This is a genomic window from Pseudomonas sp. C5pp, from assembly GCF_000814065.1.
Lineage (GTDB): Bacteria > Pseudomonadota > Gammaproteobacteria > Pseudomonadales > Pseudomonadaceae > Aquipseudomonas > Aquipseudomonas asiatica.
The window spans coordinates 51,493-66,345 of record NZ_JWLN01000004.1; the positions used below are offsets into that span (position 1 = coordinate 51,493).

Genomic DNA, 14,853 nt, shown 5'->3' on the forward strand with positions numbered 1-14,853 from the left:
GTCTAGATGAGTGTGGATAGCGCCTACGCGGTCGAGTTGAAGGGGGTTACCTTCAAACGTGGTTCGCGCAGCATTTTCAGCAACGTCGACATTCGCATCCCGCGCGGCAAGGTCACCGGCATCATGGGGCCATCGGGTTGCGGCAAGACCACGTTGCTCCGCCTGATGGGCGCGCAGTTGCGCCCCTCCAGCGGTGAGGTCTGGGTTGCCGGGCAGAACCTGCCGACATTGTCGCGCAGCGACCTGTTCGACGCCCGCAAGCAAATGGGGGTGCTGTTCCAGAGCGGCGCGCTGTTCACCGATCTCGATGTGTTCGAGAACGTCGCGTTCCCGCTGCGCGTGCATACCCAGCTGTCGGATGAGATGATCCGCGATATCGTGCTTATGAAGCTGCAGGCCGTGGGGCTGCGCGGTGCCATCGACCTGATGCCCGACGAGCTGTCCGGTGGCATGAAACGCCGTGTGGCGTTGGCCCGTGCGATTGCCCTGGACCCGCAGATTCTCATGTACGACGAGCCGTTCGTCGGCCAGGACCCGATCGCCATGGGTGTATTGGTGCGTCTGATCCGCCTGCTCAACGATGCCTTGGGTATCACCAGCATCGTCGTTTCCCACGACCTGGCGGAAACCGCCAGCATCGCCGACTACATCTATGTGGTTGGTGACGGCCAGGTGCTGGGCCAGGGGACGCCTGACGAGCTGATGGGCTCGGATAACCCGCGCATTCGCCAGTTCATGAAGGGCGACCCGGACGGCCCGGTGCCTTTCCATTTCCCTGCGCCTGACTACCGCGCCGACCTGCTGGGAGCGCGTTGATGCGCAGAAAATCCTTACTCGAACGTGTCCGCCTGCTGGGGCGCTCGGCCATCGACGTGCTGGCGGTGCTGGGGCGCTCCTGCCTGTTCCTGTTCCATGCGCTGATCGGCCGTGGCGGCATCGGTGGCGGCTTCCAGTTGCTGATCAAGCAGCTGTACGCGGTGGGCGTGCTATCGCTGGCGATCATCGTCGTGTCCGGCGTGTTCATCGGCATGGTGCTGGCGCTGCAGGGCTTCAGCATCCTGACCAAGTACGGCTCGGAGCAGGCAGTGGGGCAGATGGTCGCCCTGACCCTGCTGCGTGAGCTCGGCCCGGTGGTGACGGCATTGCTGTTCGCCGGCCGTGCCGGTTCGGCGCTGACCGCAGAAATCGGCAACATGAAGTCCACCGAGCAGTTGTCGAGCCTTGAAATGATCGGCGTCGACCCGCTCAAGTACATCGTCGCGCCACGCCTGTGGGCCGGTTTCATCTCGCTGCCGTTGCTGGCGCTGATCTTCAGCGTGGTCGGCATCTGGGGTGGCTCGTGGGTGGCGGTGGACTGGCTGGGCGTCTACGAGGGCTCGTTCTGGGCCAACATGCAGAACAGTGTTTCGTTCACCGACGACGTGCTCAACGGGCTGATCAAGAGCCTGGTATTTGCCTTCGTCACGACCTGGATCGCCGTATTCCAGGGGTATGACTGTGAGCCCACCTCAGAAGGGATCAGCCGTGCCACCACCAAGACCGTGGTCTATGCCTCGTTGGCAGTGCTGGGTCTGGACTTTATTCTGACCGCCTTGATGTTTGGAGATTTCTGATGCAAAACCGCACCCTGGAAATCGGTGTCGGCCTGTTCCTCCTGGCCGGGATCCTGGCGCTGCTGCTGCTCGCCCTGCGTGTCAGCGGGCTGTCGGCCAGCCCGAGCAGCGATACCTATAAAGTTTATGCCTACTTCGACAATATCGCCGGTTTGACGGTCAGAGCTAAAGTGACCATGGCCGGTGTGACCATCGGCAAGGTTACCGCCATCGATCTGGACCGTGACTCGTACACCGGTCGGGTGACGCTGCAGCTGGACAAGTCGGTGGACAACCTGCCGACCGACTCCACTGCCTCGATCCTGACCGCCGGGTTGCTTGGCGAGAAGTACATCGGCATCAGCGTCGGCGGTGAGGACCAGGTGCTCAAGGACGGCGGGACCATCCACGACACCCAGTCGGCACTGGTGCTGGAAGATCTGATTGGCAAGTTCCTGCTCAACTCCGTTGGCAAGGAACCGAAAGAAGCGCAACCGGCTAATTAAGGAGTTTCCATGATTTCCATCCTGCGACGTGGCCTGCTGGTCCTGCTGGCAGCCTTCCCCCTGCTGACCGTGGCTGCGCAGACGCCACACGATGTGGTTCAGGGCACCACCACTGAGCTGCTGGGCGACCTCAAGGCCAACAAGGAACAGTACAAGTCCAACCCCAACGCCTTCTACGATGCGCTGAACCGCATCCTCGGCCCGGTGGTGGACGCTGACGGTATTTCCAAAAGCATCATGACCGTCAAGTATTCGCGCAAGGCTACCCCCGAGCAGATGCAGCGCTTCCAGGAAAACTTCAAGCGCAGCCTGATGCAGTTCTATGGCAATGCCCTGCTCGAGTACAACAATCAGGGCATCACCGTCGACCCGGCCAAGGCTGATGACGGCAAGCGCGCCAGCGTTGGTATGAAAGTCACCGGCAACAACGGTGCCGTGTATCCAGTGCAGTACACCCTGGAGAACATCGGTGGCGAGTGGAAGGTGCGCAACGTGATCGTTAACGGCATCAACATCGGCAAGCTGTTCCGCGACCAGTTCGCCGACGCCATGCAGCGCAATGGCAACGACCTGGACAAGACCATCGACGGCTGGGCCGGCGAAGTGGCCAAGGCCAAGCAGGCCGCCGACAACTCGCCGGAGAAGACCGTCAAATGAGTGAGGCCGGTGTAAGCATGGCCGAGCCGGGCGTGCTGCGCCTGGCCGGCGTGCTGGACTACCGCAGCGGGCCGGTCCTGCGCAAGCAGGGCAAGGCGCTGATCGCGGCCTGCCGCGAGGCGCAGCTGGTGCTCGATTGTTCGGCAGTGCAGCGTTCCACCAGTGTCGGCCTGTCGTTGCTGCTGGCCTTCATGCGCGATGCCCAGGCCGCAGGCAAGGGTTGCCAGGTGCGCAGCATGCCAGACGACATGCGGGAAATTGCCGAGGTCTATGACCTCGATGAAGTGCTGGCAACCTGATGGCCTGGCACGGATGATGGCCCCTCGGTCAGCGAAGCCCTCGTTGGGCTTCGCAGGCGAGGGGCTTTTTTGTATGATGGCCGACCCGTGCGCATCGGGCGCCGATTGAGGTTGAGCATGCAGGCCGTAGAAGTTAAAAGCTTCCTTGAAGAGAAATTGCCGGGTTCCCGGGTCGAAGTTGAAGGCGAAGGCTGCAACTTCCAGTTGAACGTGATCAGCGACGAGTTGGCTGGCCTGAGCCCGGTCAAACGCCAGCAGGCGATCTATGCTCACCTGAATCCGTGGATCGCCAATGGCAGCATCCATGCGGTAACCATGAAATTTTTCAGCAGCGCAGCCTGGGCTGAGCGCACCTGAGCCAACGTGGCGGCGAGATTCCAATGGACAAACTGATTATTACTGGCGGCGCTTGCCTTGATGGCGAGATCCGCATTTCGGGCGCGAAGAACGCAGCCTTGCCAATCCTGGCGGCGACCCTGCTGGCCGACGGCCCGGTCACCGTGGGCAACCTGCCGCACCTGCACGACATCACCACCATGATCGAGCTCTTCGGCCGCATGGGCATCGAGCCGGTGATCGACGAAAAGCTGGCGGTCGAGATCGACCCTCGCACCATCAAGACACTGGTTGCACCTTACGAGCTGGTCAAGACCATGCGCGCCTCGATTCTGGTGCTGGGCCCGATGGTTGCCCGTTTCGGCGAGGCCGAAGTGGCCCTGCCTGGCGGTTGCGCAATTGGTTCGCGCCCGGTCGACCTGCACATCCGTGGCCTCGAGGCCATGGGCGCGAAGATCGAAGTCGAAGGCGGCTACATCAAGGCCAAGGCACCTGAGGGTGGCCTGCGCGGTGCGCACTTCTTCTTCGACACCGTCAGCGTGACCGGTACCGAGAACATCATGATGGCCGCTGCCCTGGCCAAGGGCCGCAGCGTGCTGCAGAACGCCGCGCGCGAGCCGGAAGTGGTCGACCTGGCCAACTTCATCAACGCCATGGGCGGCAAGGTCCAGGGCGCTGGTACCGACACCATCGTCATCGATGGCGTCGAGCGCCTGCACTCGGCCAACTACCGCGTGATGCCGGACCGTATCGAGACCGGTACCTACCTGGTTGCCGCTGCCGTGACCGGCGGCCGCGTCAAGGTCAAGGACACTGATCCGACCATCCTTGAAGCCGTACTGGAAAAACTCAAGGAAGCCGGCGCCGACATCAACACTGGCGAAGACTGGATCGAGCTGGACATGCACGGCAAGCGGCCGAAAGCCGTCAACCTGCGTACCGCCCCGTACCCGGCGTTCCCGACCGACATGCAGGCGCAGTTCATTTCGCTCAACGCCATTGCCGAAGGCACCGGTGCAGTGATCGAGACGATCTTCGAAAACCGCTTCATGCACGTCTATGAAATGCACCGCATGGGCGCGCAGATCCAGGTCGAAGGCAACACTGCCATCGTTACTGGCGTCAAGGCGCTGAAGGGTGCCCCGGTAATGGCCACCGACCTGCGTGCTTCCGCCAGCCTGGTGCTGTCGGCGCTGGTAGCCGAAGGCGATACCCTGATCGATCGCATCTACCACATCGACCGTGGTTACGAGTGCATCGAAGAAAAACTGCAGATGCTGGGCGCGAAGATCCGTCGCGTACCGGGCTAGTCGTCTGCCTGGTGCATCCTGTGGGGGTGGGATTTGCCCGCTTTCACAGGATGTGCCTAACGAATTGAATGCGGTCGGGCTCGACGCCCGGCCGGCAGTAGCCGCTTAAGGACCGACGTTCCAATGTTGACCATCGCGCTTTCCAAAGGCCGTATTCTCGACGATACCCTGCCGTTGCTGGCCGAGGCCGGTATCGTGCCGACCGAGAACCCGGACAAGAGCCGCAAACTGATCATCCCCACCACGCAGGACGATGTGCGCCTGCTGATCGTGCGTGCGACCGACGTGCCGACCTATGTCGAGCATGGTGCCGCCGACCTGGGTGTGGCCGGCAAGGATGTGCTGATGGAGTACGGCGGCCAGGGCCTTTACGAGCCCCTGGACCTGCAGATTGCCCGTTGCAAGCTGATGACCGCTGGCGTGGTCGGCGCACCCGAGCCCAAGGGCCGTCTGCGCGTGGCTACCAAGTTCGTCAACGTAGCCAAGCGCTACTACGCCGAACAGGGCCGCCAGGTCGACATCATCAAGCTGTACGGCTCGATGGAACTGGCTCCGCTGATCAACCTCGCCGACAAGATCATCGACGTGGTCGACACTGGCAACACCCTGCGTGCCAACGGCCTGGAGCCCCAGGAACTGATCGCCACGATCAGCTCGCGCCTGGTGGTCAACAAGGCCTCCATGAAAATGCAGCACGCCCGTATCCAGAGCCTGATCGACACGCTGCGCGGAGCGGTCGAATCGCGACACCGCGGCTGACTCTCTACCGACTGCGCGCGGCCTTCGCTGCCGCGCCCGTCTATCCGCGTCATAGCCATTTTTCTCGGGTGCCCGCGCGGATGGACTGGTAGCCTAGGGCGCCTGAGCATTCGCCAATAATCGAGGCCCTCGCCATGACCGTGTCCACTGCAATTGCCCGTCTCAACGCTGCTGATCCGGATTTCGCCCGACATCTGGATCATCTGCTGAGCTGGGAAAGTGTGTCCGATGACGCGGTCAACCAGCGCGTGCTCGACATCATCAAGGCCGTGCGCGAGCGCGGCGATGCGGCATTGGTGGAATTCACCCAGCGTTTCGATGGTGTCGATGCCAAGTCCATCGATGACCTGATCCTCGGTCGCGAGCGCCTGGAACTGGCGCTGACCCGCATTACCCCTGGCCAGCGCGAAGCCCTGGAAAAGGCCGCCAATCGTGTGCGCATGTACCATGAGCGGCAGAAGCAGGACTCCTGGCAGTACACTGAGGCCGACGGCACCGTGCTCGGCCAGAAGGTCACCCCGCTGGACCGCGCCGGCCTTTATGTGCCGGGTGGCAAGGCGTCGTACCCATCGTCGGTGCTGATGAACGCCATCCCGGCCAAGGTTGCCGGCGTGGCCGAAGTGGTGATGGTGGTGCCGACCCCGCGTGGCGAGGTCAACGAGCTGGTGCTGGCGGCTGCCTGCATCGCCGGTGTCGACCGTGTGTTCACCGTCGGTGGCGCCCAGGCTGTCGCCGCGCTGGCCTACGGTACCGAAAGCGTGCCGCAGGTGGACAAGATCGTCGGCCCGGGCAACATCTACGTCGCCACCGCCAAGCGCCACGTTTTCGGCCAGGTGGGTATCGACATGATCGCCGGCCCGTCGGAAATCCTCGTGGTGTGCGACGGCCAGACCGACCCGGACTGGATCGCCATGGACCTGTTCTCCCAGGCCGAGCACGACGAAGATGCCCAGGCCATCCTGGTCAGCCCGGACGCCGCCTTCCTCGACCGCGTTGCAGCCAGCATCGACAAGCTGCTGCCGACCATGGAACGTGCCGGGATCATCGAGAAGTCGATCAATGGCCGTGGCGCGCTGATCCAGGTGCGTGACATGCAGCAGGCCATGGAAGTGGCCAACCGCATTGCCCCGGAGCACCTGGAACTGTCGGTCGCCGACCCGCAGGCCTGGCTGCCGCACATCCGCCACGCTGGCGCGATCTTCATGGGCCGCCACACCAGCGAAGCGCTGGGCGACTACTGCGCAGGGCCCAACCACGTGCTGCCGACCTCCGGTACCGCGCGTTTCTCGTCACCGCTGGGGGTGTATGACTTCCAGAAGCGTTCGTCGATCATTTTCTGCTCCGAGCAGGGCGCGTCCGAGCTGGGCCACACCGCCTCGGTCCTGGCCCGTGGCGAGTCGCTGACCGCACACGCCCGCAGCGCTGAATACCGCATTCTGACCCAAGAGAAGGGGAACTGAGCATGAGTCGATTCTGGAGCCCCTTCGTCAAGGACCTGGTGCCTTACGTGCCGGGCGAGCAGCCCAAGCTGGCCCGCCTGGTCAAGCTGAACACCAACGAAAACCCCTACGGCCCGTCGCCCAAGGCGCTGGAAGCCATGCGCGGCGAGCTGAACGACAACCTGCGCCTGTACCCGGACCCGAACGGTGACCGGCTGAAGCAGGCGGTGGCCGAGTACTACGGCGTGACGCCGGCACAAGTGTTCGTCGGCAACGGCTCGGACGAGGTGCTGGCGCACATCTTCCACGGCCTGTTCCAGCACGACGCACCTCTGCTGTTCCCGGACATCAGCTACAGCTTCTACCCGGTCTACTGCGGCCTGTACGGTATCGCCTTCGAGCAGGTGGCGCTGGACGAGCAGTTCCAGATCCGCATCGAGGACTACAACAAGCCCAACGCCGGCATCATCTTCCCCAACCCCAATGCGCCGACCGGCTGCCTGATGCCGCTGCAGGCGGTGGAGCAGTTGCTGCAGGCCAACCGTGATTCGGTGGTGGTGGTGGATGAAGCCTACATCGACTTCGGGGGCGAAACAGCGATCAGCCTGGTGGACCGCTACGACAACCTGCTGGTCACCCAGACCCTGTCGAAGTCGCGCTCGCTGGCGGGGCTGCGGGTTGGCCTGGCGGTTGGCCACCCGGACCTGATCGAAGCGCTGGAGCGGATCAAGAACAGCTTCAACTCCTATCCGCTGGACCGTGCCGCGATCGTCGGCGCAGCGGTGGCGTTCGAGGACCGCGAGTACTTCGAAGAAACCTGCCGCAAGGTGATCGACAGCCGCGAGGTATTGGTCGGGCAACTTCGGGCCAAGGGTTTCGAAGTGCTGCCGTCGGCGGCCAACTTCATCTTCGCCCGCCATCCGCAGCACGATGCCGGTGAGTTGGCTGCACGCCTGCGCGAGCAGGGCGTGATCGTGCGCCACTTCAAGCAGCCGCGCATTGCCCAGTTCCTGCGCATCACCATCGGTACGCCAGAGATGAACCAGGCGCTGCTTGATGCATTGAACTGACGGTATTGCAAGCTGCCGTGACGCGGCCCTTGTGGGAGCGGGCGTGCCCGCGAACACCGGCAACGCCGGTGCCATCCATCGCGTTGGATTCTTCGCGGGCATGCCCGCTCCCACAGGGATTTCCACTATCGCCAGAAACCATCAATGTTTGCTGTATTGCCGGTATACATTATGCTGAGCAGATTCATCGGATGATTGGTTGAGTTTCATGAGTACCGAATTGACCAAGCGCTCCCTGGTCGAACTGGCCGTCGAGCGCATGCGAGAACGCATCCTGCTGGGCGACTGGCAGGTTGGCCAGCGTTTGCCGACCGAGCCGGAACTGGCCCTGCAGTTGGGCATAAGCCGCAACACCGTACGCGAGGCCATGCGTGTGCTGGCGTTCAGTGGCCTGGTGGAGATTCGCCAGGGGGATGGCAGCTACCTGCGCACGGCCCAGGACCCGCTACAGGCGGTGCAGGCGATGTCACGCTGCACGCCCGAGCAGGCCCGTGAAACCCGGCACATCCTCGAAGCCGAGGCCATCGGCCTGGCCGCGCTGCGCCGAACCGACGCCGATCTTCAGGCGCTGCGTGATGCCCTGGCCAACAGTGCCGGGCATTTTCACGGTGATATCGATGCTTATGTGGCCTGCGACCTGGTGTTTCACCAGCGGCTGGTAGATGCCGCCCATAACCCGGCCTTGAGTGAGCTGTACCGGTACTTTTCCGGGGTGGTGGCTGCCGCGCTGCAGCACAACATGGCAACCGTGCCGCGCTGCCAGGCCACGTTCGACCTGCATGGGCAGATCCTTGCCGCAATCGAGCAACGCGATGCGGAGCAGGCCAAGCGCCTGAGCCGTACCCTTATCGAATCCTGACTCCGAGAAGGCCATGGCTGATTCCATCACCCGTAACACCCCTCCGAGCGAGCGGGACCTCGATGAGTTGCTGATCGACGCCGAGGCTGACGACGAGCAGGTCCAACAGCAGCCGGTACAGATACAGCGGCCTTGGCTGTTGTTGCTCGGCCTGGTGCTGGTGGCATTGAACCTGCGCCCGGCATTGTCGAGCATGGCGCCGGTGCTGGGCGAGGTGTCCGAAGGCTTGGGGCTGAATGCCTCGCAGGCCGGTTTGCTGACCACCTTGCCAGTGTTGTGCCTGGGCCTGTTCGCTCCCTTGGCGCCGGTGCTGGCGAGGCGTTTTGGCAGCGAGCGGGTAATCCTCGGCATCCTCGCCACCCTGGCGCTTGGCATTGTCGTGCGCAGTAGCCTGGGGGCCACCGGGGTGTTCCTCGGCAGCCTGATGGCCGGGGCCAGTATCGGCATCATTGGCGTGCTGTTGCCGGGCATCGTCAAGCGCGATTTCCCGCAGCACGCTGGCACGCTGACCGGCGTGTACACCATGGCGTTGTGCCTGGGCGCCGCCATGGCGGCTGGCGCCACGGTGCCCCTGGCCCAGCATTTCGACGGCAGCTGGGCGCTGGGGCTTGGCTTCTGGATGTTGCCGGCCCTGCTGGCCATGCTGGTATGGCTGCCGCAGGCCCGCCAAGGTCATGGCCTGCACAAGGTGGCCTATCGTGTGCGTGGGCTGTGGCGTGATCCGCTGGCCTGGCAGGTGACCCTGTACATGGGCCTGCAGTCGTCACTGGCCTATATCGTCTTTGGCTGGTTGCCATCGATCCTGATCGGTCGCGGCCTGAGCCCGACCGAGGCGGGGCTGGTGCTGTCGGGGTCGGTGATCGTGCAACTGGTCAGTTCGCTCAGTGCGCCCTGGCTGGCTACTCGCGGCAAGGACCAGCGCCTGGCGATCGTGCTGGTCATGCTGATTACCCTGGCCGGCCTGTTCGGTTGCCTGTATGCGCCGCTTTCCGGGCTGTGGGGCTGGGCGGTTGTGCTGGGCCTGGGGCAGGGCGGTACCTTTGCCCTGGCGCTGACCTTGATCGTGCTGCGCTCGAAGGATGCCCATGTGGCGGCGAACCTGTCGAGCATGGCGCAGGGGGTGGGTTATACCCTGGCGTCGATGGGGCCGTTTGCGGTGGGGCTGGTACATGACCTGACTGGGGGCTGGGTGGCAGTGGGGTGGATTTTTGCCGTGCTGGGGGCGGGGGCCATCGTGTTCGGCCTGGGGGCCGGGCGGGCTTTGCATGTGCAGGTGAGCAGCGAGAAAGTCTGAAGGGGCATGTGGCATTGCCGGCCTCTTCGCGGGTAAACCCGCTCCCACAGGGATTGCACACATCTTGAAGTCATGTTGTACCTGTGGGAGCGGTTTACCCGCGAAAGGGCCGGTACTGGCATAACCAACCGGGGAAGATTATCGTGCTGCTTTCGACTCCCAGGACGGACCAGCCCCCATGAGCGACGCCAACCGCGACCTGATCACCCGCTTCTACCAGGCCTTCCAGCGCCTGGACGCCGAGGCCATGGTCGCCTGCTACAGCGACGATATCGTCTTCAGCGACCCGGTCTTCGGCACCTTGCGTGGCAAGGATGCAGGCGACATGTGGCGAATGCTCACCAGCCGGGCCAAGGACTTCACCCTGACCTTCGACAACGTCCGCGCCGATGAACGCACTGGCGCCGCACATTGGGTGGCCACCTACCTGTTCAGCCAGACCGGCCGCATCGTGGTCAACGATATCCAGGCGCGTTTCGTGATCCGTGACGGGCTGATCTGCCAGCACGATGACCAATTCGACTTGTGGCGCTGGTCGCGGCAGGCGCTGGGTGTGCCTGGCATGCTGCTGGGCTGGTCGCCGCTGGTGCAGAACAAGGTACGTCAGCAGGCTTTCAAAGGCCTGCGGGCATACCAGCATGCTCAAGGCAGCGCTACCGCCTGATCACTCTCGTGATAGCTGAAGGCGGCGCGTTCATCGAGGTCGTTCGGTAGACGAATACGAATGACAGGTATGAATGTGCCGTTGGTCCTGTGCCAATCCTGCTGATCGGCCTGAGCTTGTTGCAATGCGCCGTGAGCGCCTTCGATATGGAAGAACGACTGGATTGGCAGCCTGCTGGACTGCTCTTCGTCCCAGGCACCGATCACCACTTCGTTCCACGGGAAAGGTAGCTCGGGCGCAAACAACTGTTTGGCACGTACGCTCTGGTTGAAGGCTTCAGCGCGTTCAGGAACCCGCGCCTGGCGGATATCGAATGCGCATTGGGCCTTGTAGTCGCCGCTTTGCCGGAATCGCTCCATCCATTGCTCGGCAGTGACTATCCCCTGTTCATGGCAGGCCGCTTCGGTTGCGGCCGTCTGCCGATTGTCGCCGCAACCTCGGTTGTCACGCTCCCAGGTATCACCGTCAGTGGGCAAGGCGCATAGCATTTCGTAGCGCAAGCTATCTTTTGGGCGTTGCAGCAGCGGGTACAGGGTAAAGCCACTACGGCCGTCGGCAGCCAGCTGCGTGGTGGGAATGTCGCTGCGCAGGTATGAAAACGATACTCCGCCTTTGTCCTTGCTGTTCTGGCTATGATGCCAGGAATGATAACGCGGTGAAGGTTTGGTCGACCTTAGCAAGACGCCCGAACAGGCGTGGGCAGGTACCGCGTTGCCCGGACAATGCGCGGGCGTGGAGTCATAGTTTTTTTGCAACTGCTCGGCGGTCCGGGCGCCGATAGAGGCCTGGGCGGTGGATACGCCGGCCAATAGGGCGACGGCAAGCAAGGTGCGGGATACTGAAGTGAGCATGATGAAGCCCTTATGGGGAGTGGGCTCACCAAATTAATGATGGAAAGAGCAGGGGTCATGAGTGAAAAAGTGCAGGATCAGGCAGTAAAGCCCTGGTATGTCTACTTGGTAAGGGCTGCCAATGGATCGCTGTATTGCGGTATCAGCGATGACCCGCAGCGGCGCTTTCTGGCGCACCAGAAAGGGCAGGGCGCGCGCTACTTCAAGACCAGCCCGGCCCAGGCGCTGGTGTATGTGGAGCAATGGCCGGACAAGGGCGAGGCGTTACGCCAGGAGCGGCTGGTGAAGCGGCTGCGCAAGTCGGCGAAGGAGGCGTTGGTGGCCTCCTATGGCGCAGTAGTGGCTGCTAATTAGGGCCGCTTCGTGCCCCATCGCCGGCAAGCCAGCTCCCACTTCGGCTGCATAGACCTCAGGCCTGTGCAGTACCTGTGGGGGCTGGCTTGCCGGCGATGGGCTGCGCAGCAGCCCCGGGGCCATCAGTCCTTGCGCCGCTTCAACTGATCCACCAAGGTGGTCGGAAGGCCCTTGATGATCAAGGTCCCTGCCGCTTCGTCATACTCGACCTTGTCCCCCAGCAGATGCGCTTCGAAGCTGATCGACAACCCCTCGGCACGGCCGGTGAAGCGGCGGAACTGGTTGAGGGTGCGCTTGTCTGCGGGGATTTCCGGCGACAGGCCGTAGTCCTTGTTGCGGATGTGATCGTAGAACGCCTTGGGCCGGTCCTCGTCGATCAGGCTGGACAGCTCTTCCAGCGTGACCGGCTCGCCGAGCTTGGTCTGGGTAGTGGCGTACTCGACCAGGGTCTGGGTTTTTTCGCGGGCAGACTCTTCCGGCAGGTCTTCACTCTCGACGAAGTCGCTGAAGGCCTTGAGCAGGGTGCGGGTTTCGCCCGGGCCGTCGACGCCCTCCTGGCAGCCGATGAAGTCACGGAAGTAGTCCGAGACCTTCTTGCCATTCTTGCCCTTGATGAACGAAATGTACTGTTTGGAGTTCTGGTTGTTCTTCCACTCCGACAGGTTGATGCGCGCCGCCAGGTGCAACTGGCCAAGGTCGAGGTGGCGCGAAGGCGTCACATCAAGCTCGGCGTTCACTGCCACACCTTCGCTGTGGTGCAGAAGGGCGATTGCCAGGTATTCGGTCATGCCTTGCTGGTAGTGGGCAAACAGGATGTGGCCGCCGGTGGACAGGTTGGACTCTTCCATCAGCTTTTGCAGGTGCTCCACGGCCACACGGCTGAAGGAGGTAAAGTCCTTTTCTTCGTCCAGGTACTGCTTCAGCCAGCCGCTCAGCGGGTAGGCGCCGGACTCGCCGTGGAAAAAGCCCCAGGCCTTGCCTTGCTTGGCGTTGTAGCTGTCATTGAGGTCGGCCAGCAGGTTTTCGATGGCGTCGGAGGCAGCCAGTTCGGAATCGCGGGCATGCAGCACGGCGGGGCTGCCATCGGGCTTTTTGTCGATCAGGTGAACGATGCAATGACGGATTGGCATGGAATTCTCGGCGAGCTGCAAAAGTCGTCCAGTTTACCCTAGACACCAGGTGATGCAGTGGCCGGATGTTGGCAGAAATGCCGGTTGTTCGTTTTTTGTTCAATTTTGTGCGTTTTGGGCTAAAACCCCCGAAAAACCTGCATTAAATCGAAGCGTGCAGCGGATATTTATCTGCTCCTGTGGTAGCTTTGCGCGGTCTTGCGCCCCTTGTGTGGCGCATTGCTGGCAGCGTGCTGTCGTCGTGTCGAACCAAACGTCGATTTGCGTATCTACATACGCGATTGGCGCGGCCCTCCACTTTCAGGGGCTGGCCCGATAACGTCGTAGTCCGCTGCATAACCATCGAATTTGATAGGGAAGGAACACCACCATGGCATTGACCAAAGACCAACTGATTGCCGACATCGCCGAATCGATCGCCGCGCCAAAAGCCACCGCCAAGAACGCTCTGGAGCAACTGGGCCAGATCGTTGCCGACCAGCTGGAAAACGGCGCTGAAATCACTCTGCCAGGCATCGGCAAACTGAAAGTCGCTGAGCGTCCTGCCCGTACCGGCCGCAACCCTTCGACTGGCGCTGCCATCGAAATCGCTGCCAAGAAAGTCGTCAAGTTCGTTCCGGCCAAAGTGCTGACCGACGCCATCAACAAGTAATTGTTGAAGCTTTGACGAAACCGCGCCCGGCTTGCCCGGACGCGGTTTTTTCATGCCTGGGTTTTACGCCCGGCGTGCCAGGCCTGGCGCGCCTCGTCGTCGTGGAAGCTCCAGGCGACCATGCGGCTTTGCTTCTGCCCCTGGCCCATTTCACTGATGCGCACGGCCTTGGCGCCCGCTTTCCTGAGCGCAGCCTCGATCCCCGGCAAGTTGCTGGCCTTGGACACCAGGCTGGTGAACCACAATACCCGTTCGGCGTACTGCACGCTTTCACTGACCAGTTGGCTGACAAAGCGGATCTCGCCGCCTTCGCACCACAGTTCGTTGTTCTGGCCACCGAAGTTGAGCACCGGCAGCTTGCGCTTGGGGTCCTGCTTGCCCAGGTTCTTCCACTTGCGCTGGCTACCACGGGTGGCTTCGTCGCGTGAGGCATGGAAGGGCGGGTTGCACAGGGTCAGGTCGAAGCGTTCGCCCTCCTGCAGCAGGCCGCTGAGGATGTGCGCACGGTTGGTCTGTTGGCGCAGGGTGATGGCCTTGCCCAGGCCGTTGGCCTGGACGATGGCCTTGGCCGAAGCCAGGGCCACGGGGTCGATGTCCGAGCCAAGGAAGCGCCAGCGGTAGTCGCTGTGGCCCAGCAGCGGGTAGATGCAGTTGGCCCCCACGCCGATGTCCAGCGCACGCACCTGGGCGCCCTTGGGGATCTCGCCGGCATTGTCATCGGCCAGCAGGTCGGCGGCGACGTGAATGTAGTCGGCGCGGCCGGGAATCGGCGGGCACAGGTAGTCGGCGGGGATATCCCAGTGCTGGATGCCGTACTGGGCCTTCAGCAGCGCACGGTTGAACACCCGTACGGCCTCGGGGTTGGCGAAGTCGATGCTGGGTTTGCCGTGGGGGTTGGTGATGGTGAAGCGCGCCAGGTCAGGGTGGGCCTTTATCAGGCTGGGGAAGTCGTAGCGGCCCTGGTGGCGGTTGCGCGGGTGCAGGGTGGGTTTGTTCGGGGTCATGGCAGTGTCCAGCCCTATACGAGCGGTGGCTGATAGAGCCTAGGGCTGCTTTGCAGCCCTTTCGCGACACAAGGCCG

18 protein-coding genes are annotated in these 14,853 nt (G+C 62.7%); 15 read left to right on the forward strand and 3 right to left on the reverse strand.

Annotation, left to right across the window (positions count from 1 at the left end; genetic code table 11):
* Positions 1-6: 6 nt before the first annotated feature.
* The 13 genes from RR51_RS04505 to RR51_RS04565 all read left to right on the forward strand — a co-directional run bounded on the left by RR51_RS04505 (position 7) and on the right by RR51_RS04565 (position 10,785).
* Positions 7-816, forward strand: coding sequence for an ATP-binding cassette domain-containing protein (locus tag RR51_RS04505; RefSeq protein ID WP_012270662.1), 810 nt, complete (start codon positions 7-9; stop codon positions 814-816).
* Positions 816-1,613, forward strand: coding sequence for a lipid asymmetry maintenance ABC transporter permease subunit MlaE (mlaE, locus tag RR51_RS04510; protein WP_039612747.1), 798 nt, complete (start codon positions 816-818; stop codon positions 1,611-1,613). The genes RR51_RS04505 and mlaE overlap by 1 nt, the downstream gene beginning before the upstream one ends.
* The gene (mlaD, locus tag RR51_RS04515; RefSeq protein ID WP_003257921.1) at positions 1,613-2,098 is read left to right on the forward strand and encodes an outer membrane lipid asymmetry maintenance protein MlaD; all 486 of its coding nucleotides are present in this window, start codon (positions 1,613-1,615) and stop codon (positions 2,096-2,098) included. The genes mlaE and mlaD overlap by 1 nt, the downstream gene beginning before the upstream one ends.
* A gap of 9 nt (positions 2,099-2,107) precedes the next feature.
* Complete coding sequence (locus RR51_RS04520) at positions 2,108-2,755, forward strand: MlaC/ttg2D family ABC transporter substrate-binding protein (protein WP_003257922.1); 648 nt, start codon at positions 2,108-2,110, stop codon at positions 2,753-2,755.
* Entirely contained in the window at positions 2,752-3,054 is a 303-nt protein-coding gene (locus RR51_RS04525; RefSeq protein ID WP_015269065.1) for an STAS domain-containing protein, read from the forward strand. The genes RR51_RS04520 and RR51_RS04525 overlap by 4 nt, the downstream gene beginning before the upstream one ends.
* A gap of 117 nt (positions 3,055-3,171) precedes the next feature.
* Positions 3,172-3,411 carry a BolA family protein gene (locus RR51_RS04530; protein WP_003255121.1) on the forward strand — a complete coding sequence of 80 codons (240 nt, stop codon included), beginning with the start codon at positions 3,172-3,174 and terminating at the stop codon, positions 3,409-3,411.
* A gap of 23 nt (positions 3,412-3,434) precedes the next feature.
* The gene (gene murA, locus RR51_RS04535; RefSeq protein ID WP_013971085.1) at positions 3,435-4,700 is read left to right on the forward strand and encodes a UDP-N-acetylglucosamine 1-carboxyvinyltransferase; all 1,266 of its coding nucleotides are present in this window, start codon (positions 3,435-3,437) and stop codon (positions 4,698-4,700) included.
* A gap of 123 nt (positions 4,701-4,823) precedes the next feature.
* Entirely contained in the window at positions 4,824-5,459 is a 636-nt protein-coding gene (hisG, locus tag RR51_RS04540; protein ID WP_003257924.1) for an ATP phosphoribosyltransferase, read from the forward strand.
* 134 nt (positions 5,460-5,593) lie between these two features.
* Positions 5,594-6,919 carry a histidinol dehydrogenase gene (hisD, locus tag RR51_RS04545; protein WP_024086342.1) on the forward strand — a complete coding sequence of 442 codons (1,326 nt, stop codon included), beginning with the start codon at positions 5,594-5,596 and terminating at the stop codon, positions 6,917-6,919.
* Positions 6,920-6,921: 2 nt separating this feature from the next.
* Positions 6,922-7,968: a histidinol-phosphate transaminase gene (gene hisC / locus RR51_RS04550; RefSeq protein WP_013971087.1), complete on the forward strand. Its 1,047-nt coding sequence runs from the start codon at positions 6,922-6,924 to the stop codon at positions 7,966-7,968.
* A 208-nt stretch (positions 7,969-8,176) separates the two neighbouring features.
* A complete protein-coding gene (locus tag RR51_RS04555; protein WP_013971088.1) occupies positions 8,177-8,827 on the forward strand; it encodes a FadR/GntR family transcriptional regulator in 651 nt (216 codons plus the stop codon).
* 13 nt (positions 8,828-8,840) lie between these two features.
* Positions 8,841-10,121 (forward strand): CynX/NimT family MFS transporter, encoded by a 1,281-nt coding sequence (locus RR51_RS04560; protein ID WP_039612748.1) that lies wholly within the window; start codon positions 8,841-8,843, stop codon positions 10,119-10,121.
* A 178-nt stretch (positions 10,122-10,299) separates the two neighbouring features.
* The gene (locus RR51_RS04565; RefSeq protein ID WP_003257925.1) at positions 10,300-10,785 is read left to right on the forward strand and encodes a nuclear transport factor 2 family protein; all 486 of its coding nucleotides are present in this window, start codon (positions 10,300-10,302) and stop codon (positions 10,783-10,785) included.
* On the opposite strand, the gene RR51_RS04570 is transcribed toward RR51_RS04565, so the two are convergent.
* Positions 10,764-11,636, reverse strand: coding sequence for a hypothetical protein (locus tag RR51_RS04570; RefSeq protein ID WP_039612749.1), 873 nt, complete (start codon positions 11,634-11,636; stop codon positions 10,764-10,766). The two genes, RR51_RS04565 and RR51_RS04570, sit on opposite strands and share 22 nt — an antisense overlap.
* 57 nt (positions 11,637-11,693) lie before the next feature.
* On the opposite strand from RR51_RS04570, the gene RR51_RS04575 reads away from it, so the two are divergent.
* On the forward strand, positions 11,694-11,990 hold the full coding sequence (locus RR51_RS04575) for a GIY-YIG nuclease family protein (RefSeq protein WP_039612750.1): 297 nt from the start codon (positions 11,694-11,696) through the stop codon (positions 11,988-11,990).
* Positions 11,991-12,112: 122 nt separating this feature from the next.
* Here RR51_RS04575 and yejK read toward each other — a convergent pair whose 3' ends face one another.
* The gene (gene yejK / locus RR51_RS04580) at positions 12,113-13,120 is read right to left on the reverse strand and encodes a nucleoid-associated protein YejK (RefSeq protein WP_013971093.1); all 1,008 of its coding nucleotides are present in this window, start codon (positions 13,118-13,120) and stop codon (positions 12,113-12,115) included.
* A gap of 370 nt (positions 13,121-13,490) precedes the next feature.
* Here yejK and RR51_RS04585 point away from each other — a divergent pair, with 370 nt between their 5' ends.
* The gene (locus RR51_RS04585) at positions 13,491-13,772 is read left to right on the forward strand and encodes an HU family DNA-binding protein (protein ID WP_003257928.1); all 282 of its coding nucleotides are present in this window, start codon (positions 13,491-13,493) and stop codon (positions 13,770-13,772) included.
* A gap of 50 nt (positions 13,773-13,822) precedes the next feature.
* On the opposite strand, the gene rlmF is transcribed toward RR51_RS04585, so the two are convergent.
* Positions 13,823-14,776 (reverse strand): 23S rRNA (adenine(1618)-N(6))-methyltransferase RlmF, encoded by a 954-nt coding sequence (gene rlmF / locus RR51_RS04590; RefSeq protein ID WP_039612751.1) that lies wholly within the window; start codon positions 14,774-14,776, stop codon positions 13,823-13,825.
* Positions 14,777-14,853: the final 77 nt, after the last annotated feature.